Here is an 18,854-nt window from a genome sequence, read left to right on the forward strand (position 1 = left end):
AGGGATGTGGGGCTACGCATGATCGCCGTCGCCGCGCGCTGCGGCGCGCCGCGCGAGGCGGCTGTGGATGCCGGCGAAGACGAGCGGCACGAAAAAGAGCGTCGATACGGTCGCGAACAAGAGCCCGCCGATCACCGCGCGGCCGAGCGGCGCGTTCTGTTCCGCGCCTTCGCCCAAGCCGAGCGCCATCGGAATCATGCCGATGATCATCGCGAACGCGGTCATCAGAACCGGCCGGATGCGGCTCGCGCCCGCTTCGAGCGCGGCGGAGAGCGGCGGCACGCCGGCCGAGAGCCGCTGGCGGGCGAACGAGACCATCAGGATGCTGTTCGCGGTCGCGACACCCATCGTCATGATGGCGCCGGTCAGCGCGGGCACGCTCAGGTGCGTGCCGGTGAGAAAGAGCATCCAGACGATGCCCGCGAGCGCCGCCGGCAACGCGCTCACGATGATGAGCGGATCGACCCACGACTGGAAGTTCACGACGATCAGCAGATACACCAGAACGATCGCCATCGCGACCCCGATGCCCAGGCCGAAGAACGAACTGCGCATGGTCTGCACCTGGCCGCGCACGGTGATCTGGCTGCCGCGCGGAAGCGCCTTGCCGTATGCGCCGACGAGCTTGTCGACTTGCCGCGCCACGCTGCCGAGGTCGCGCCCCTCCACACTCACGAACAGATCGATGACAGGCCGGATGTTGTAGTGCGTGACGACCGCGAATTCGGATTTCGGCTGCAGGCGCACGAGATTGCCGAGCAGTTGGGGCTGGCCGCTCGCCGTACCTGACACGGGCGTGCGCAGCAATTCGTCGATCGATCCGACCTGGTACTGCGGCGTCTGGATCGCGAGCGTGTATTCGACGCCGTTCTTTGGGTTGAGCCAGAACGCGGGCGCCGTCTGCGAACTGCCGGAGAGCGATATGAGCACGTTCTGCGCGACGTTGGCTGCGCTCAGGTTGAGTTGCTGAAGCCGGGTGCGATCCATCTGTAGGCTGATCGTCGGCTCGTCGAGCTTTTGCTGGATGTGCGTATCGACCGTGCCCGAAATCATGCGCACCGCTTTCATCAGCTTGCTCGCTACTTCGAAATTGGCTTGCTGGTTCGCGCCGGAAATCTGCACGTCGATGGCGGCGGGCAGGCCGAAGTTCAGGATCTGCGTGACGATGTCGGCGGGTTGAAAGAAGAACTCGACGCCCGGAAAGCGTTGCGGAAGGATCGCGCGCAACTTGTCGACGTAGGTCTGCGTCGGCGCGTGGTCCTCGGTCAGCGCCAACTGGATTTCGCCGTCGAGCGTGCCGATCGTGCCCGCGTTGCTGTACGAGAGGTTGATGCCGCTATAGGGCAGGCCGAGGTTGTCGAGCACGGTGGCAAGCTGCGTCGCGGGCACGACTTCGCGCACCACTTTTTCCACTTCGTCGGCAAGGCGCGCAGTTTCCTCGATCCGCGTGCCGGTCGGCGCGCGCATGTGAAGGCGGATGTCGCCCGCATCGACGCTCGGAAAGAAATCTTCACCGAGCACGAAGACGAGCCCCGACGTCAGCAGGCAAAAGCCGAGGAAGAGTGTCCCGAAGAGACGCCGCCGCACGAGCAGGCTGCTCAGAATGACGATGTAGCCCGCGCGCATTTTTTCGAAGCCGCGATCGAAGCGCTTGTAGAGACGCGTAAAGAGTCCTTGCTTCGCGTTCGAGTCGGGCTTGTGCGCGTGGCCCATCAGCAGCATCGCGAGCGTCGGCACGAGCGTGCGCGAGAGCACGTAGGACGCGAGCATCGCGAACACGACCGCCTCCGCGAGCGGCACGAACAGATACCGCGCGACGCCGGTCAGGAAGAACATCGGCACGAACACGATGCAGATGCAAAGCGTCGATACGAGCGCCGGGACCGCGATCTCGCCCGCGCCTTCGAGAATCGCGTCGTGCAGGTTCGTACCCAAATGCAGGTGCCGCTCGATATTCTCGATGGTCACTGTCGCGTCGTCGACGAGGATACCCACCGCGAGCGCAAGACCGCCGAGCGTCATGATGTTGATCGTCTGCCCGAGCGCATGCAGCGCGAGCAGCGACGACAGAATCGACAGCGGAATCGATACCGCGATGATGCAGGTGCTGCGCCAGTTGCCGAGAAAGAGCAGGATCATCGCGGCCGTCAGCGCGGCGGCGATCAGCGCTTCGCGTACAACCCCCTGGATCGATGCCTTCACGAACACCGACTGGTCGAAGAGCGGTGTGATGTTCAGGTCAGGCGGCAACGCGGCACGCGCACCCGGCAACAGTCCGCGCAACGTGCTCACGATGGAAAGCGTCGAGGCGCTGCCGTTCTTCAGAATCGAAATCAGCACGCCGCGATGGCCGTCCTGGCGCACGATGTTGGTCTGCGGCGAGAAACCGTCGCGCACGTGCGCCACTTCGCGCAGGTACGTGGTCGCGCCGTTCACCGTGCGCACGGGAATGTCGTTCAGGCCCGCCACGGTCCCCGGTGAACCGTTCATGTCGATCGTGTATTCCTTCGGCCCGATCTTCGCGGTGCCGGTCGGCAGGATCAGGTTCTGCGTATTCACCGCGCTTACGACGTCGGACGGCGTCAGACCTTTTGCAAGCAGTGCGCGCGTGTCGAGATCGACGGAGATGAGGCGCGTCTTGCCGCCATAAGGGTAGGGCACAGCGGCGCCCGGGATCGTGATCAACTGCGGGCGCAGGAAGTTGAGCGCCGTATCGTTGAGATCCTGCTCGGAGAGCTTCGGGCTGGACAGCCCCAACTGGATCACAGGAATGCTCGACGCCGAATAGCTGATCACGAGCGGCGGCGTGGCGCCCGCGGGCATCTGCTTCAACTGCGCCTGTTCGACGGCGACCGTTTGCGCGATGGCAGTCTGGATGTTCGCGGTCGGTTGCAGGAAGAGCTTGATGATCGCGATGCCGGGCAGCGACTGCGATTCGATATGCTCGATGTCGTTCACCGTCGTCGTCAGGCTGCGCTCGTTGACGGACGTGATGCGGTTGGCGATGTCCTCCGACGAGAGACCCGTGTAATTCCAGATGATGCTCACGACCGGGATGTTGATGTCGGGGAGGACATCAACGGGCGTCGTCAGCAACACGAAAGGTGTTGCCAGCAGGATCAGGATGGCCATCACGATGAACGTGTATGGCCGCTTGAGCGCAACGTTGACTATCCACATTGGAGCTTGGGGCGAAAGATCGGCAATCAGCGAAGTTGGACGGGGAGCGCGCCGCGGCAGTGGCCGGGCATGCGTCGGAGGGTTCACGGATGGTAGAACGCGAGCCCCAACGCCTACCCGACGCCAAAATGGCAGAACGGTCAGAAAAGGGACATGAGACTTACAAACGAATGAAGAATGCACGCGGGTACGCGTTATATAAACCTTTAGTCAAGTAAGATGACCGGGCAAAGCGTCACCACATCGAAAGACAACGGGGCAATCGTATGAATGATTCGAACACGTCGACTGTTGCTCCAGAGGCGCCGGTGGCGATCCGTGCACACGCTTCGCAGATCGACTCGTTGCAGATCGGCATGAACTGGTTCGACGAGAGCCCCGGTGGAATGGAACGCATGGTCAAAGCGCTCGTGCAGACCTTGCCCGCGCAAGGCGTCAGCGTGCGCGCGCTGGTGGCAGCGAGTGAGAAGGTCAGGGCATCGACGCTTGGCGTCGTGACGCCGTTCGCTACGCCGGACATGCCGATGCTCAAGCGCATCCTCGCTTTGCGGCGCTCGGCGCTACAACTGCGCAGCGAACGGATGCCTGATGTCGTCGCGGCGCATTTCGTTTTGTATGCCGCGCCGATTCTGCGCATGTTCAACGGCGTGCCGAAGGTGATCCACTTTCACGGGCCGTGGTCTGAAGAGGCCGCTCGCGAAAACGAGCACATGCTGCGGGTCAGGATCTATCGCGCGCTCGAGGACTATACGTACCGGCATGGCACGCGATACATCGTGCTCTCCAACGCCTATGGGAAGATTTTGACGCGATACGGTGTCGACGAACGCACGATCCGCATCGTCCCGGGATGCGTCGATGTCGCGCGTTTCGACATCGGCGTCGATCGTCGGACGGCGCGGGACACGCTAAATCTCCCGCAAGACCGACCGATCGTGCTGTGCGTGCGCCGCCTTGTGTCGCGCATGGGCATCGAGGACCTGATCGATGCGATCGCGAGCGTTCGCCAGTCCGTGACCGACGTGCTACTCGTGATCGCGGGCAAGGGGCCGCTCGCGTCCGCGTTGCAAGCGCGCATCGAGGAACGCGGCTTGACGGATCACGTTCGCATGGCCGGGTTCGTCAGCGAGGAATCGTTGCCGACGTGGTATCGCGCCGCGAACATGTCCATCGTTCCGACGGTCGCGCTGGAAGGCTTCGGCCTGACGACCATCGAGTCGCTGGCGTCCGGCACGCCGGTGCTCGTGACGCCGGTCGGCGGGCTGCCGGAGGCCGTTGCTCCGCTGAGCCCGGATCTCGTGCTCGAACGAAGCGGAGCCGAGGCGCTCGGCGCCGCGCTCACCGACGCGCTGCTTGGCCGCATCGCGCTTCCCGATCACACAAGCTGCATCCGCTATGCGCGCTCACGCTTCGATTTGGACGTCGTGGCCGCACAGATCGCGGACGTCTATCGCGAGGCGATCGATCACGCCAGCTAGTTTCCGCCATATCGATGATGACGTTGCCCTGATTCGGATCGCCCTTCATCAGCGCCGATGCGAACGCCTTTGCCTGCGCAAGCGTAATGTGCGCCGACAGCGCAAGGCATGTTCCCGTGCGTAACTCTCGCCAAAGCGCTTTTTCATCAGACGTATAACGCTCGGTTCATAGCGGCACTACGTGTCTCTTCCGGCTATCAAACCTATCGCGCGATTAAATCGCATGCGATTGACATCGCTGATTTCTTCGTTCATTATGCGTCGCATGCGATCTAAACGCATGCGAGCAAAAGACGTACAATCCGCCATCCATCAAGGAAATCCATCATGACCAAGATCGAAAAAGTCATCTTCTCGGGCAACACCCACACCACGATCAACCGCGACCCCGACGCCCAGCGCGGCGAGCACGGCGTCGTCGACATCAGGCTGTCGGCGCCGGGCGGGCAAAACCACCAGTTCATCGCGGCCGAACCGCATCCGACCGCCGAGCAATTGTTCGCCGGCGCCTGGTCGGCCTGTTACATCAGCGCGCTCGGCATCGCGGCGTCGCTGAAGAAGGTCACGCTGCCGCCTGACGCTTCCGTAGATATTCAGGTCGACGTCGGCCAGACTGGTCCCGGCTGGTTTCTCGGCGCGCAGTTCACCGTCCGCGTACCGGGCGTGGCGCAGGACGTCGCCGAGGCGATCGCACACTCGGCGCATCAGATCTGCCCGTATTCGAAGGCCGTGCGCGGGAATATCGACGTCGCTTTGAACGTCATTACGGCTTGATGCGGCAAGGCCCGCACCTCTCAATCTTTTCGAGGACTTACATCATGAAGACCAAACTTATCGCTGCGCTGCTCGTCGCACTTTCGGTTTCTGCCGCCGCTCCTGCTTTCGCCAGCGGCTATGGTCCGGCACCTTTCTACACGCCATCGATCGGCGCGCCCGCAACGCAACGCGGTCAGAGCGTGCAAACGCTCGCCGCCGAGCGTGACGACGCTGCCGGTGCGCAATCGGCTTATGGCGGCGTTGCCATCGGCCGGTCGCAGACTGGGAGTCGTGTCACCGTGACTCAGCGCGACGCTCTCTATTCACGTCACTAGATCGCGCCGGTCACGGCACCGGACGGGTCACGATTTATTCACCAAAGGAACGAGCAAGCAATGTTCAGTCATGTAGCGGTCGGCACGAACGACCTGGAAAAAGCGAAGCAGTTCTACGATGCCGTGCTGGGTGCGCTCGGTTATGAGGAAGGTTTTGACGACCTCGGTCAGGGTCTGCGCTACGTTTATCGCGACGAGGAGGGCCTTTTCATCATCACCCGCCCACGCGATGGCGCGCCGGCCACGCATGCCAACGGCGGCACGATCGGCTTTACCTGCCAGTCGCCGGATCAGGTCGATCTCTGGCATGCCGCCGGGGTCGCCAATGGCGGCAAATCGGAAGAGGACCCACCCGGCGCGCGTGGCGCAGGGCTCTATCTCGCCTATCTGCGCGATCCGGACGGCAACAAGCTCGGCGCGCTGTATCGCATGCCCGCCTGAGGCGAGCGTCCTTCGCTCCGCCACGCAGCAAGGGAAGGGAATTCCAGCTATCGTATCGAACGACGAATCGATTCACCTTGCAACGGTTTTTCGGCTATACGCCACTCTTGGAGAGAATTGAAATGACGACGCAAACCGAAACCGCCATCCTGGCCGGCGGCTGCTTCTGGGGCATGCAGGACCTGCTGCGGCGCTACTCCGGCGTGTTGTCCACGCGCGTGGGCTACACGGGCGGCGACGTTCCCAACGCCACCTACCGCAACCACGGCACGCACGCCGAAGGCATCGAGATCGTGTTCGATCCCAGCCAGATAAGCTATCGCCGGATCCTGGAATTCTTCTTCCAGATCCATGATCCGACGACAAAGAACCGCCAGGGCAACGACATCGGAGCGAGCTACCGTTCGGCCATCTTCTATCTCAACGATGAGCAGAAGCAAGTGGCCCTGGACACCGTCGCCGACGTCGATGCCTCCGATCTCTGGCCCGGCAAGGTCGTGACCGAGATCGTTCCTGCAGGCCCGTTCTGGGAGGCCGAGCCGGAACATCAGGACTATTTGGAACGCCTTCCCGACGGATATACGTGCCACTTCGTCCGGCCGGGCTGGAAACTTCCGGTCAAGTCAGCTTAAGCGATGGTTGGCTGCAGTCCTCGTCTCGCGTCATTCGCGATATAATCGCATGCGATACATCGTCTTGCATGCGATACATCGTCTTGCATGCGATACATCGTCTTGCATGCGATATATCGTCTTGCATGCGAGACGTTGGTCTTCAGCCAGAGAGGATGCAGATGAAAAACAAGGATCAGGCGGCGCCCGCGAACGTGATGCTTTCCGATTTCCTCTGCTTCGCGGTCTATTCCGCGAACCTGGCGTTCGGCAAGGCCTACAAGCCGATTCTCGAGGAACTCGGGCTGACCTACACGCAATACATCACGATCATTGCGCTGTGGGAAGAAGACAACCAGACCGTCGGCGGCCTGGGAGAGAAGCTCTTTCTCGAATCCAACACGCTCACGCCGATCCTGAAGAAACTTGAGGCAATGGGTTATCTGGAAAGGCAGCGCGATCCGGAAGACGAACGACAAGTGCGGGTCAGCCTCACAAAAATTGGCCGACGGCTGCGCGAAAAAGGCTTCAGGAAGGACCTCGTCGAGGCGACTGGCCTCGCGCCCGAGGAGTTCGCGAAAGTGCAGAAGGCGATCGTGACGCTGCGCAAGAATCTGATCGAGTCGCTTCAGACCGATTGACGCGCGATGCTGTAGAGAAACATCACGGTCTCCGACCCTTTCCCGCAACGCGGCGACGGCGAGCCGCGTCACAGGATTTGTCGGATCGCGCAAAATGCATCGTTTCCACGATCCGGAATCGTCGTCACTGACGATATCGAGCGTCGGAAGCTCAATCCGCCCAATCGACGAGCCCGAAGTGCGCCGTCAACAGCACCGCGATCCCGAACGCGATCCGATACCACGCGAACGGCACGAAGTTATGCGTCGCGACATAGCGCAGCAGCCAGCGCACGCACACCCACGCGCTGATGAACGAAAACACGAGCCCGACGGCAAAGAGCGGCACGTCACCGACCGACAGCAGATGCCGTTCCTTGTACAGGCTGTACACGCCGGCGCCGATCAGCGTGGGGATCGCCAGAAAGAAGCTGAACTCCGTTGCCGTGTTGCGGCTCAGGCCGAACAGCATGCCGCCGATAATGGTCGAACCCGAACGACTCACGCCCGGCACGAGCGCCAGGCACTGCATCAGCCCGACCTTGAGCGCATCGAGCGGCGACATGTCATCCACTGAAAATACGCGCGTCGCGCTGGCGGGCCGGCGCTCGGCCCACAGAATGACGATCGCGCCGACGATGAACGACGTCGCCACGACCGTCGGCGTAAAGAGATGGGCCTTGACCGCTTTGCCCGCCAGCAAACCGATGACCACGGCCGGCAGAAACGCGATCAGCACGTTCAGCACGAAACGCCGCGCTTTCGCGTCGGCGCGGATGCCAGCGGCGGTGTCGGCGAGACGGCGCCAGTAGAAAAGGATGATGGCGAAGATCGCGCCGGTCTGGATTGCGATATCGAACACCTTGGCCTTCTCGCTCGTGAAGTGCAGCAGCGAGCCTGCGAGTATCAGGTGGCCCGTCGAGGAAATGGGCAGGAACTCGGTTAGCCCTTCCACGACGCCCATGATTGCAGCTTTGATCAGTAGCAAAAGATCCACGGATTCCCCGGTAATAGGAAGTTGAGAAAAGGGGTGAAGCTAACACGCGGTTATTACACCTGTCAGCGCGCCGGCGCTCCTTCCGCCACCGCGCGTTTCGGCTGTCGCCCGGCAATCCGGTGCGAGAGACGGGATCAGGCCCGAGTGAGGCTGCGGCGTTTGTCGCAAGCGATTCCGCTGGTATGTCTTTTCGACATCGCGAACGTTTGCCCTGTTAGCCTGAGCGCTAGAAGCTCACTGCGAACCCGAACGATACGCCGTGCACGTTGTGTCCGAACACGTATCGGACCATCGCGCGCGTCCTCGTGATCACGACCGGGTACTTGCTGCTGTCGAGTTCCAGACCGACCCCGAGCGACGTGAGGTTGTTGAAGCCAAGCACGCCGGCGCTGTCGCCGAAATATTGCGAATACGCGGTTTCGAGCACGTAGCGAACCGGCTTGTCGAGCGCATGCCAGCCTGTAGGCGCGCGCCAGCGTGCCCACAGGCTCAGTTGCTGCGCGTCGGCCGTTCCATGAACCGCCTGAGACGAGCCGCCGAAGCTCTGCAGATGGATGTCGGTGGCCCGCAATTCGACGTCGATCTCGTAGTTCTCGCGGTAATGCTCGAAATCCAGCATGAGCGAGCCTCCGTATCCATAGGCGTTGAGCACGCCGTCTTCGAGGAACTGGAGGTTGCTGTCGGTGACGTGGTTGACGACCGACTGCGCCACCCTCAAGTCGCTCGCAACGCGGCCGATCACGCCGTTAAGGATAGGGCGTATCGCCAGTTCATCGGTGATCGGGAAGTTCCAGCCGACACCGACCGTTGTGCTGAACGAGTTCCACTTCACTGGAAGCGGGCGCTGCTGTATGCCGTCCGATGCGACGAACGTCGGGTCGTAGCGACTGTATGCGAGCGTGCCCTCGAGATAGAGTGGGAACGATTTGCTCAGCACGAAGCCGCCGCCGAGCTGGGTCTGACCGAAGCCAGGGTTGCCGGTCGCGCCGCTGTTGATCGAGAGGGAACTGGTGGTGACGTCGGGAACGGTAGTGTAGGTCATGAGCGACAGCACGGCGTCGGCGTGGTCCTTGACGTCGCCGCCTATCACGGTGCGGTTCGAGAGCGGAGGAGCGGCCTGGGCGCCGCATTCGGTTGACAGTAGGGCGGACGCGAACGCGATGCAATACGCGACAGACGCCTGCCGCAGGAAACGTGCAAATAATTCCAGACGATTCGGCTGAACCAGGCAACGAATCAACGTGCATGAAATCATCGCGCACCTCGTGTGGACGATCGCTGCAATCCGGGAGACGTCGAATGGCAAGAGTACACGGCCCGGCCTAAAACGAATACGGTTCGCTTGAATGCCCCGGTCGAATGGTATAGAACTGACGATGCGGTCATTCAAAACATGACTCAGCAGGAAGGGAGCGTTGTCGATCGCATTGCTCCAGCTCTTATGGCCGCGATTCGAATCATCGAGCGTTTCTCCAGGCAGGGAATCCGGGGCAAGCGATGTTTCCTCCCGCGCAATGGCTCAGGCTCTATCGGCCGCAGTGGCTCGCGCGCGATGCCGTCGCGGGCGTGACGCTCGCCGCCTACGGCATCCCGGTTTCGCTCGCGTACGCCTCGCTCGCCGGGCTGCCGCCGCAGTACGGCGTCTACTGCTATCTGGTCGGTGGTCCGTTCTACGCGCTGTTCGGATCGTCGCGACAACTCGCGATTGGGCCAACCTCCGCGATCTCCCTGCTCGTCGGTGTCTCGGTCGCGGGCATGGCCGCGGGCGATCCCGGACGCTGGGCGTCGATCGCGGCGCTGACCGCCGTGATCATGGCCGGCATGTGCGTCCTCGCGTGGCTCTTGCGCATGAGTTCGCTCGTTAACTTCATCAGCGAAACGATATTGCTCGGCTTCAAGGCCGGCGCTGCGCTGACCATCGCCCTGACGCAACTGCCGAAGCTTTTCGGGGTGAAGGGAGGCGGCGACCACTTTTTCGAGCGCATCGCCACGCTCGCCGGACAGCTCCCCGCGACCAACCTCGCGGTGTTCGCGTTCGGCATGGTGGCGCTCGCCGTGTTGCTGCTCGGAGAGAAGTTCTTGCCAGGCCGTCCCGTTGCGCTGCTCGTCGTAGTGGTTTCGATCATCGTGCTGTCGGTTACGTCGTTGCGGTCGCTTGGGTTCAGCGTGGTCGGCGCGTTGCCGCAGGGCTTGCCCGAGTTCCGTTTGCCCGGATTGCGCGCGCGCGACGTGGACGGCGTTATTCCGCTGGCTTTCGCATGCCTGCTGCTTTCGTATGTCGAGAGTGTGTCAGCCGCGCGCGCGTTGGCGCAGGCGCACGGCTACGAAATCGATTCGCGGCAGGAGTTGCTCGGACTGGGCGCGGCGAATCTGGCGGCGGGACTGTTTCAGGCTTATCCGGTCGCGGGCGGGCTGTCGCAGTCATCGGTCAACGACAAGGCAGGCGCGAAGTCGCCGCTTGCGCTGGTATTCGCGTCGGTCACCATCGGCTTGTGCCTGATGTTCCTCACCGGACTGCTGGCGAATCTGCCGAACGTCGTCCTCGCGGCCATCGTGCTGGTTGCCGTCAAGGGCCTGATCGACGTCGGCGAAATGCGTCACGTTTGGCGCGTCAGCCGTTTCGAGTTCAGCGTATCGATGGTCGCCTTCGCGGCCGTGCTGCTGCTCGGGATTCTCAAGGGCGTCATCGTTGCCGTGCTGGTTTCTATGCTGCTGCTGATCCGGCGCGCCGCGCGCCCGCATGTTGCCGTGCTCGGCCGTATTCCAGGGACGCGCATTTTCTCGGACATCGAGCGCCATCCGGAGAACGAGCCTGTCGCGGGCGTGCTGGCATTTCGCGTCGAGGCGTCGCTGCTTTATTTCAACGTCGAGCATGTGAGAGCTGTGGTTCGACAGAGAGTTGGCTCGACGGAAGTGCCGCTCAGGCTGGTGATCTTCGATCTGTCCACGACGCCCATCGTCGATCTTGCAGGCGCGCGCATGCTGGCTGCTGTGCACGCGGAACTGCATGCCGCGGGCATCGATATGCGAATCGTGTCGGCGCATGCCGAAGTGAGGGACATGTTGCGCGCTGAAGGTCTCGAAGAACGCGTCGGGCAGATCGGGCGACGCGCCTCGGTGGCCGATGTGATCGAGAGTATGCAGGGCGCTGTGTGATGTGCGCTGGAACAGCCGATTGTCTTTTGCGGTGCTTGATCTAGATTAATAGATGATCCGTCGGGGTTCGGCCCAAGAACCCGACGGCGACGAGCAGCCTGACTACGCGTTTAAATACATTCCCCGGCGGGCGTGGAGGGGCCATGAAAGCCATCGTCGCCTGCGTGGCGGCATGCCTTGGCGAGCTGGCCGGCGCATCGCTCGCCGATGCCGCAATCCGCTATGCGCAAGACTTGCGGCCCAACGGTTCGATCTTGCTAGCAATGTCGTCGTCTGCGTTGCTGGTTCCGCAACGATCTGTCTATGACGAGATGCTAATGGAGAACGGCATCGAGCCCGGGTCGAGCAAGGCGAAGTTGATCGTCGCGTGGGTCGAGCGGATCCATCACGACCCGACGATCACAAGCAACATGCAGCAAACGAGGGCGCTTTTCCTCGGCGCGCAGTCCCGCTCCGACCTCGTCGCGGACGGGCTCGCGCGTCTTGCGCCGCCGCGACGCCTGCAATACGTCACGCTGATCACCAGGTTCCTCGACACGCTCGTCCCGACCGACTGCTTTGGGTTGAACGATATGAGCGAGGTCGTGAACCACGTGAGCCTTGGCGAGATGTCGGAAACGGACATCGACGAATACTTCCGGATGCTGCTCGACGCCATTCGCGCGTCCGCATCGAACGCGCCTCTCGACGTACCCACGCCGCAGCAATCCGCCGATGCGCAAACGAGCCTGAACAACGCGTTGCTGATCGAGCTGGACAACACGGAGGCGAACGTCGCGCGTTACGAGGCGTATATGTCGAACCCGAGGAATGCCGCGCCGGACGATGCATGCTGGGCAATCAGAGTAACGATGCACGCGATCCTTGCGATGCCGGAACCGTATCGTGACGTCGTGCTGCGCAACACGGTCAGTCCGCGCAATCGTCGGGTAACGCCCGATACGCGCGGGTCTCCAATGAAAGAAAGCGTTCCGGCATTGCCGCAGACGCGAATCCGGATTACGCATGCCGGAGCATGCTTGCAATCGGCGCGCTTTAACATAAGCTTGCTTGAGGGAAGGACTGGTGCCGTGTTCTGAAGCGCATAAAAAACATCAGCTTCGAACCCATCAACCCGATGCGCGTGCATGATGGTAATCGAGCGACGATGCTCAGCGCGGCGCCCGGGTATCCCGAGGGCCCAAGCATGGACGACTCCCCCACCAACGCCTCGCCCTGCTCCGATCCTGCGCGCAGTGGTCTGGATCGTGGCTCGCTGCAACGCGGCATCCTCGACAACCTCATCTGCCTGCAAGGCCGTTACCCCGGCGTCGCGACGCCGCACGACTGGTACATGGCATTCGCCTACACCGTGCGCGACCGGCTGCTCGCGCGGTGGGTGGCATCGGCGCATACCTACCTTTCGCGTGAGGTGCGGATCGCTTGTTATCTCTCGGCCGAGTTTCTGATCGGTCCGCAGCTCGGCAACAATCTGGTGAACCTCGGCCTCGAAACGGAGGCACGCGCGGCCTTGCAGGCGCTCGATCAGGATCTCGACGCACTGCTTGCGCTGGAAGAGGAACCCGGCCTCGGCAATGGCGGGCTGGGGCGGCTTGCCGCCTGTTACATGGACTCGCTGGCGACGCTTGAAATACCCGCAATCGGCTACGGCATTCGATACGAATTCGGCATCTTCGACCAGGAGATTCGCGACGGCTGGCAGGTGGAAGTCACCGACAAGTGGCTGCAAAAAGGCAACGCATGGGAGATCGTGCGGCCTGACGTGAGCTTCTATGTCGGCTTCGGCGGGCACACCGAAAACGAGACCGATGAGCAGGGTCACCTGCGCGTGCGCTGGATACCGACGCGTCAGGTCAAGGGCGTCGCATGCGACATGCCGATGCAGGGCTATCTCGTCTCCACATGCAACACCTTGAGGCTGTGGAAGAGCGAGGCGGTTGAATCGTTCGACCTCAAGGACTTCAACGCCGGCGACTACTATCAGGCCGTGCAGGAGAAGGTGATATCCGAAACGCTATCCAAGGTGCTCTATCCGAACGACGAGCCTGAATCCGGAAAGCGCCTGCGTCTCGCGCAACAGTACTTCTTCGTTTCCTGTTCGTTGCAGGACATGCTGCGGCTGCTCAAGCTGAAGGGCAAGCCGGTGAATCGCTTCGGCGAAGTCTTTGCGGCGCAGTTGAACGACACGCACCCGTCCATCGCCGTCGCGGAGCTGATGCGCTTGCTCGTCGACGAGCGGCAACTGCCATGGGATGAAGCGTGGGAAATCACGCGATCCACGTTCGCCTATACGAACCATACGTTGTTGCCCGAAGCGCTCGAAACCTGGGGACTGCCGCTCTTTCAAAGACTGCTGCCGCGCTTGCTCGAAATCATCTACGAGATCAATCGCCGCTTCCTGGACGAGATCCGTCAGCGCTTTCCGGGCGATGATGAGCGCGTAAAACGAATGTCCCTCATCGACGAAGCCGGCGACAGGAAAGTGCGCATGGCGAACCTCGCGACGATCGGCAGCCATGCCGTCAATGGTGTGGCCGCGTTGCATTCCGAATTGCTGAAGCAGACTGTCATGCGCGATTTCGCGGACGTGTGGCCCGATCGGTTCTGCAACGTGACGAACGGCGTGACGCCGCGCCGCTTCATGACGCTGAGCAATCCGGGCCTCGCCCGTCTCCTTGACGAGACGATCGGCTCAGGATGGGTCACCGATCTCACGCGACTCAAGGCCCTGGAAGCGCACGCCGACGACGCGTCATTCCAGGACCGGTGGCAAAAGGTCAAGCAGTCGAACAAGGAGGCGCTGGCGCGGCTGATTCAAGAGAGGACAGATATCGTCGTCGATCCAGCTGCATTGTTCGATATTCAGGTCAAGCGCATCCACGAGTACAAGCGACAGCATCTGAACGCGCTATACATCATCGGTCTCTATCAGCGTTTGCGACGTGATCCCCGGCTTGCTGGCGCGCCGCGCTGCTTCGTGTTCGGCGGAAAGGCGGCGCCGGGTTATGCGATGGCAAAGCTCATCATTCGGCTGATCACGGGCGTGGCCGAAGTCGTGAATGACGATCCGCAGATTGGCGGGCGGTTGAAGGTGGTGTTCTTCCCGGACTTCAACGTGAAGAACGCGCACAGCGTCTATCCCGCTGCGGACCTGTCCGAGCAGATCTCGACGGCGGGCAAGGAGGCATCGGGTACGGGCAACATGAAGTTCATGATGAACGGCGCGCTGACGATCGGAACGCTCGATGGAGCGAACGTCGAGATCCGCGAGGAAGTGGGCGCGGAGAACTTCTTCCTGTTCGGACTTTCGGCCGCGCAGGTCGAGCAGGTCAAGCGCGAAGGATATCGTCCGGCGGAGCGGGCGCAAGCGGACGACGGCTTGCGGGAAGTGCTGGACCTCATCGCCAGCGGACACTTCTCGCGCGGTGATCCGGATGTGTTCCGTCCGCTCGTCGATAACCTGCTGCATGCCGATCCGTTCCTGGTGCTCGCGGATTATGCCGATTACGTCGCGTGCCAGGATCGCGTGAGCGCGGCCTGGCACGACACGCGGCGATGGACGCGCATGTCGATCCTGAATACGGCACGCTCGGGCAAGTTCTCTTCGGATCGCGCAATCAGAGAATATTGCGAACGCATCTGGAAGACCCCCGCCGTGAGGATCACTCTTGCCCGATCCTGAGTGCGAATTGGCCGCGTATTGAGGAGGGTATCGAGCGATGTCAGTGAGCAAGTCACCACGCGTGGATGAATCCGAAACACGAGAGCCTGTGCTCGATACGGTCGATCGGGTCTCGGAGTTGTGCTTCGGGCTGTTCATGGCGTTGACGTTCGTCGGCACGGTATCGGCGGCGACGAGCGGCGGGGATGCCGGGCGAAAGATGCTCTACACGGCGCTGGGCTGCAACCTCGCATGGGGGCTCGCCGACGCCGTCATGTACCTGATACGTACGCTCACGAATCGCGGAAGGCGGCTCTCACTCGCGCTTGCCGTCAGGAACGAGCCCGATCCCGCGGCCGGCGTGCGCGCGCTGCGCGACGCCTTGCCCAAGTCGCTGAGGGCGCTGGTCACCGACGCTGAACTCGAACCCGTCCGCAGACGCCTCGCCGAGGCCGAGGGCTTACCCGACCGACCACGCTTCGTCCGTGACGACTTCGTCGCGGCCGCCGGCATCTTCACGATCATCGTCCTCTCGACGTTCCCGGTTGCCGTGCCGTTCGTCGTCATCGGGCACGTTCCGACCGCCTTGCTCGTTTCGCGAGTGCTCACGCTTGCGATGCTGCTCGGCTGTGGCCTCGCCCTCGGAAGCTATGCCGGCTGGGGCGGCTGGAAGGCGGGTTTCGCGATGGTCGTGCTGGGCGTCCTGCTGACGATGGCGATCATCGCGTTGGGCGGTTGATCGGCGTATGAAGCGGCAATCAGCCGTCATCGCCCCTTCCACGGTACCAGTCGCCGCTCCAGCACCCGCATGCCGAAGTCGAAGACCCACGCGATCAAACCAATCAGCACGATCCCCATCACCACGACGTCGGTGCGCAGAAAGCTCGACGCATTAAGCACCATCTGCCCGAGTCCCGCGGTCGCGGCGACCATCTCCGCCGCGACGAGCGTCGTCCAGCCGAAGCCGACCGCGATGCGCAATCCGGTCAGAATCTCGGGCAGCGCGGCGGGCAGCACCACGTGCCAGACCACCTGCCGGAAGTTTGCGCCGAGCGACCACGCGGCATTCACCTGCTCGGCGGTCGCGCTCTTCACGCCGGCCCGCGCGGCCATCGCGATCGGCGCGAAGCAGGCAAGCCAGATCACGACGATCTTCGCGGTCTCGTCGATGCCGAACCAGATTACGACGAGCGGCAGGTAAGCCAGCGGCGGCAGCGGCCGATAGAACTCGAGCGGCGGATCGAGCACGCCGCGCGCGATCCGGCTGACGCCCATCAGGATGCCGATGGGCACCGCCGTCACGACGGCGAGAGCAAAGGCACCGAACACACGAAGCGCGCTCCAGAGCAGATGCTCGGACAGCGGCAGGCCGCCCTGAAGGCGCCCGTGCACGGCATCGACGAAGGCGCGCCATACGGCCTCGGGCGAGGGCAGAAAGAGCGGCGGCAGCCAGTGGAAATGCGTCGCGGCCCACCAGAGCGCGGCGAGCGCCACGACGCATGCGATGCTCGGCACGGCCGTCGGACCGGCGCCCGGCATGCCGCGATAGCGCCTGCCGCGTCTCGGGCGGCCAGCGCGAGGTTTAGTGGTTGTCGCCGCATGCGGCAACGGCGCGTCCTGAACGGATTCCGTCACACGGCCTCCGTCACGGGACGATGCAGACGGCGCGTCAGACGCTCGCGCCATTCGATGAACGCCGGCGACGACTTGACCGCGCGCGCATCGCGATCACGCACGTATTCGCGCGAGAACGGCAATTCGTGCACCTCTTCGATGCGGCCCGGACCCGGCGTCATCAAGACGAGCCGCGTCGCCAGGAAGAGCGCCTCCTCGACGCTGTGCGTGATGAAGAACACCGTCTTGCCCGTGCGCGCCCAGACATCGAGCACGAGTTCCTGCACGTTTTCGCGCGTGAGGGCGTCGAGCGCGCCCATCGGTTCGTCCATCAGCAGCACTTCGGGATCGCTCGCGAGCGCGCGCGCGATCCCCACGCGCTGCTGCATCCCGCCCGACAACGCATAGACCTTCGCATGCTCGTGCTGCGCGAGGCCGACGAGCGCGAGCGTGCGACGCGCGATCTCGTGGCGCTTCGCCCGGCTGACGCCGCGAAAGCGCAAACCGAGCGCGACGTTGTCTAGCACGTCGAGCCACGGCATCAGCGCGTGCTTCTGGAACACCACGCCACGCTCCGCGCCCGGCCCGATGATCGGCTCGCCGTTGAGCGACGCAGCGCCCTCGGTCGGTTCGAGAAAGCCGGCGAGGCAGTTCAGCAGCGTGGTCTTTCCGCATCCCGACGCACCGAGCGCGACGACGAACTCGCCGCTGCCGATCTGCAGATCGACACCTTCGAGCGCGGGCGTGCTCGCGCCTTCGTAGGTCACGCCGAGATTGCGGATGGACAGCGACGTCATTTCGCGGCCTGCTGCGCGAAGCGCGGATCGACGCCGGTCGAATAGTCCGCAAGCACGTTCTGGATCGTGCCCTGCTGCTTGAGGAACTGTGCGGTCGCCGTCAGCGATTTCGCGGCGCCCGATTGCTGGCCGCCGCCGAGCCAGGTCGGCGATGCCTGTTCGCCCGCGGTCGGGAATGCGTAGAGCGCGAGGCTTGCGGGGACGTCGGCCGGCGCGGCGCCCGACTCCTGCGCGACCGCCTGCACCTGCTTCGAGCCGGCGGTCCAGTCGGCTTTGTGATCGCGATACTGCGCATCGGTATCGGCGAGCACTTTCACGAAGCCGGCGAGGAACGCGGGATTGTCCTGCGCGAACTTGCGCGACGCGACGATACCGTCGAAGGTCGCCTTGCCGGTGTCCTTCGCCACTTCGCCGGACGTGATCAAGACCTTGCCGTTCTGCTTGACCTTGGCGAGCACCGGGTCCCAGATGTAGGTCGCGTCGATGTTGCCGCGCTCCCACGCCGCGGCTACTTCGGGCGGCCGCAGATTGACGATCTTCACCGACGACGGATCGACACCCGCCTGCTGCAGCGCGACGAGCGCATGGAAATGCGACGTCGACACATACGGCACGCCGAGCGTCTTGCCCTTCAGGTCAGCGAGCTTCGTGACGCCCGAGCCATTGCGCACGACGAGCGCTTCGGCGTCGTTGATGTTGTCGAGGATCCAGAAGAGCGACAGGTCGACGCCTTGCGACAGTCCGGCTGCGATCGGACTCGAGCCCGCTTCACCAACCTGGATCGAGCCCGAAGCGAGCGCGCGGATCACGTCGGCGCCGCTGCCGAGCTTGCGGTAGGTGACCTTGTAGCCGGTGGCTTTCTCGACGGCGCCGCTCGCCTGCGCATAGCGCCACGGCACCACCATGTCCTGATAGCCGATGACGACCTCGCGCGTTTCCGCCTGCGTCGCAGGGGATGTGAAAGCGAGCATGGCGGCGACGGCAAGCGATGCGCTGGCGATCGGAAGGCGCAGAAGTCGAACGATGTGATTCATGGAGCGTGTGAAATGGTCGTTGTGAAGCTTCCGACTATAGGCACTTCGCGTGCCGCGCCTTCTAACGATTTATGCGTAGCAAATGACGCGCACGCAGGTTTTTCTTTCATCGGGTAAATGCTCATGCGCTGAAAGCCAGGCGTAACGCCACGCGGCTTCTATGCAAATGACATT

Annotated in this window: 16 protein-coding genes; 10 read left to right on the forward strand and 6 right to left on the reverse strand. The window is 62.9% G+C overall.

Annotated elements, in window-relative coordinates; genetic code table 11:
- Positions 1-12 precede the first annotated feature (12 nt).
- Positions 13-3,180: an efflux RND transporter permease subunit gene (locus AWB67_RS18160; RefSeq protein ID WP_087657646.1), complete on the reverse strand. Its 3,168-nt coding sequence runs from the start codon at positions 3,178-3,180 to the stop codon at positions 13-15.
- A gap of 356 nt (positions 3,181-3,536) precedes the next feature.
- Here AWB67_RS18160 and AWB67_RS18165 point away from each other — a divergent pair, with 356 nt between their 5' ends.
- The 6 genes from AWB67_RS18165 to AWB67_RS18190 all read left to right on the forward strand — a co-directional run bounded on the left by AWB67_RS18165 (position 3,537) and on the right by AWB67_RS18190 (position 7,442).
- Positions 3,537-4,658: a glycosyltransferase family 4 protein gene (locus AWB67_RS18165; protein ID WP_235025213.1), complete on the forward strand. Its 1,122-nt coding sequence runs from the start codon at positions 3,537-3,539 to the stop codon at positions 4,656-4,658.
- Between the two features lie 327 nt (positions 4,659-4,985).
- Complete coding sequence (locus tag AWB67_RS18170) at positions 4,986-5,432, forward strand: Ohr family peroxiredoxin (protein ID WP_087657648.1); 447 nt, start codon at positions 4,986-4,988, stop codon at positions 5,430-5,432.
- Positions 5,433-5,476: 44 nt separating this feature from the next.
- Positions 5,477-5,749 (forward strand): hypothetical protein, encoded by a 273-nt coding sequence (locus tag AWB67_RS18175; RefSeq protein WP_087657649.1) that lies wholly within the window; start codon positions 5,477-5,479, stop codon positions 5,747-5,749.
- Between the two features lie 60 nt (positions 5,750-5,809).
- Complete coding sequence (locus AWB67_RS18180; protein ID WP_087657650.1) at positions 5,810-6,190, forward strand: VOC family protein; 381 nt, start codon at positions 5,810-5,812, stop codon at positions 6,188-6,190.
- A gap of 122 nt (positions 6,191-6,312) precedes the next feature.
- On the forward strand, positions 6,313-6,822 hold the full coding sequence (msrA, locus tag AWB67_RS18185) for a peptide-methionine (S)-S-oxide reductase MsrA (protein WP_087657651.1): 510 nt from the start codon (positions 6,313-6,315) through the stop codon (positions 6,820-6,822).
- 161 nt (positions 6,823-6,983) lie between these two features.
- Positions 6,984-7,442: a MarR family winged helix-turn-helix transcriptional regulator gene (locus AWB67_RS18190; protein ID WP_087657652.1), complete on the forward strand. Its 459-nt coding sequence runs from the start codon at positions 6,984-6,986 to the stop codon at positions 7,440-7,442.
- 151 nt (positions 7,443-7,593) lie between these two features.
- Here AWB67_RS18190 and AWB67_RS18195 read toward each other — a convergent pair whose 3' ends face one another.
- Both AWB67_RS18195 and AWB67_RS18200 read right to left on the reverse strand, forming a co-directional pair.
- The gene (locus AWB67_RS18195; RefSeq protein ID WP_087657653.1) at positions 7,594-8,418 is read right to left on the reverse strand and encodes an undecaprenyl-diphosphate phosphatase; all 825 of its coding nucleotides are present in this window, start codon (positions 8,416-8,418) and stop codon (positions 7,594-7,596) included.
- A 226-nt stretch (positions 8,419-8,644) separates the two neighbouring features.
- A complete protein-coding gene (locus AWB67_RS18200; RefSeq protein WP_235025210.1) occupies positions 8,645-9,673 on the reverse strand; it encodes a hypothetical protein in 1,029 nt (342 codons plus the stop codon).
- 242 nt (positions 9,674-9,915) lie between these two features.
- Here AWB67_RS18200 and AWB67_RS18205 point away from each other — a divergent pair, with 242 nt between their 5' ends.
- From AWB67_RS18205 to AWB67_RS18220, 4 genes are all read left to right on the forward strand, one after another.
- Positions 9,916-11,574 carry a SulP family inorganic anion transporter gene (locus tag AWB67_RS18205; RefSeq protein WP_087657654.1) on the forward strand — a complete coding sequence of 553 codons (1,659 nt, stop codon included), beginning with the start codon at positions 9,916-9,918 and terminating at the stop codon, positions 11,572-11,574.
- A 143-nt stretch (positions 11,575-11,717) separates the two neighbouring features.
- A complete protein-coding gene (locus AWB67_RS18210) occupies positions 11,718-12,653 on the forward strand; it encodes a hypothetical protein (RefSeq protein WP_087657655.1) in 936 nt (311 codons plus the stop codon).
- 107 nt (positions 12,654-12,760) lie between these two features.
- Complete coding sequence (locus AWB67_RS18215; RefSeq protein ID WP_087657682.1) at positions 12,761-15,256, forward strand: glycogen/starch/alpha-glucan phosphorylase; 2,496 nt, start codon at positions 12,761-12,763, stop codon at positions 15,254-15,256.
- 37 nt (positions 15,257-15,293) lie between these two features.
- A complete protein-coding gene (locus AWB67_RS18220; protein ID WP_087657656.1) occupies positions 15,294-15,974 on the forward strand; it encodes a hypothetical protein in 681 nt (226 codons plus the stop codon).
- A gap of 26 nt (positions 15,975-16,000) precedes the next feature.
- On the opposite strand, the gene AWB67_RS18225 is transcribed toward AWB67_RS18220, so the two are convergent.
- The 3 genes from AWB67_RS18225 to tauA are packed head-to-tail and all read right to left on the reverse strand — an operon-like array spanning position 16,001 to position 18,680.
- Positions 16,001-16,921, reverse strand: coding sequence for an ABC transporter permease subunit (locus AWB67_RS18225; RefSeq protein WP_125477616.1), 921 nt, complete (start codon positions 16,919-16,921; stop codon positions 16,001-16,003).
- Positions 16,867-17,646, reverse strand: coding sequence for a taurine ABC transporter ATP-binding protein (locus AWB67_RS18230; protein WP_087657657.1), 780 nt, complete (start codon positions 17,644-17,646; stop codon positions 16,867-16,869). Before AWB67_RS18230 ends, AWB67_RS18225 begins: the two co-directional genes overlap by 55 nt.
- Positions 17,643-18,680 carry a taurine ABC transporter substrate-binding protein gene (gene tauA, locus AWB67_RS18235; protein ID WP_087657658.1) on the reverse strand — a complete coding sequence of 346 codons (1,038 nt, stop codon included), beginning with the start codon at positions 18,678-18,680 and terminating at the stop codon, positions 17,643-17,645. Before tauA ends, AWB67_RS18230 begins: the two co-directional genes overlap by 4 nt.
- Positions 18,681-18,854: the final 174 nt, after the last annotated feature.

Origin of the sequence: Caballeronia terrestris, from assembly GCF_001544515.1 — a bacterium.
In the GTDB taxonomy this organism is placed as follows: domain Bacteria; phylum Pseudomonadota; class Gammaproteobacteria; order Burkholderiales; family Burkholderiaceae; genus Caballeronia; species Caballeronia terrestris.

Coding starts and splice junctions, on each gene's coding strand:
- AWB67_RS18160 (WP_087657646.1), bottom strand. CDS start 3,180: ATGTGGATAGTCAACGTTGCGCTCAAGCGGCCATACACGTTCATCGTG.
- AWB67_RS18165 (WP_235025213.1), top strand. CDS start 3,537: ATGAACTGGTTCGACGAGAGCCCCGGTGGAATGGAACGCATGGTCAAA.
- AWB67_RS18170 (WP_087657648.1), top strand. CDS start 4,986: ATGACCAAGATCGAAAAAGTCATCTTCTCGGGCAACACCCACACCACG.
- AWB67_RS18175 (WP_087657649.1), top strand. CDS start 5,477: ATGAAGACCAAACTTATCGCTGCGCTGCTCGTCGCACTTTCGGTTTCT.
- AWB67_RS18180 (WP_087657650.1), top strand. CDS start 5,810: ATGTTCAGTCATGTAGCGGTCGGCACGAACGACCTGGAAAAAGCGAAG.
- msrA (WP_087657651.1), top strand. CDS start 6,313: ATGACGACGCAAACCGAAACCGCCATCCTGGCCGGCGGCTGCTTCTGG.
- AWB67_RS18190 (WP_087657652.1), top strand. CDS start 6,984: ATGAAAAACAAGGATCAGGCGGCGCCCGCGAACGTGATGCTTTCCGAT.
- AWB67_RS18200 (WP_235025210.1), bottom strand. CDS start 9,673: ATGATTTCATGCACGTTGATTCGTTGCCTGGTTCAGCCGAATCGTCTG.
- AWB67_RS18205 (WP_087657654.1), top strand. CDS start 9,916: ATGTTTCCTCCCGCGCAATGGCTCAGGCTCTATCGGCCGCAGTGGCTC.
- AWB67_RS18210 (WP_087657655.1), top strand. CDS start 11,718: ATGAAAGCCATCGTCGCCTGCGTGGCGGCATGCCTTGGCGAGCTGGCC.
- AWB67_RS18215 (WP_087657682.1), top strand. CDS start 12,761: ATGGACGACTCCCCCACCAACGCCTCGCCCTGCTCCGATCCTGCGCGC.
- AWB67_RS18220 (WP_087657656.1), top strand. CDS start 15,294: ATGTCAGTGAGCAAGTCACCACGCGTGGATGAATCCGAAACACGAGAG.
- AWB67_RS18225 (WP_125477616.1), bottom strand. CDS start 16,921: ATGGCGCGAGCGTCTGACGCGCCGTCTGCATCGTCCCGTGACGGAGGC.
- AWB67_RS18230 (WP_087657657.1), bottom strand. CDS start 17,646: ATGACGTCGCTGTCCATCCGCAATCTCGGCGTGACCTACGAAGGCGCG.
- tauA (WP_087657658.1), bottom strand. CDS start 18,680: ATGAATCACATCGTTCGACTTCTGCGCCTTCCGATCGCCAGCGCATCG.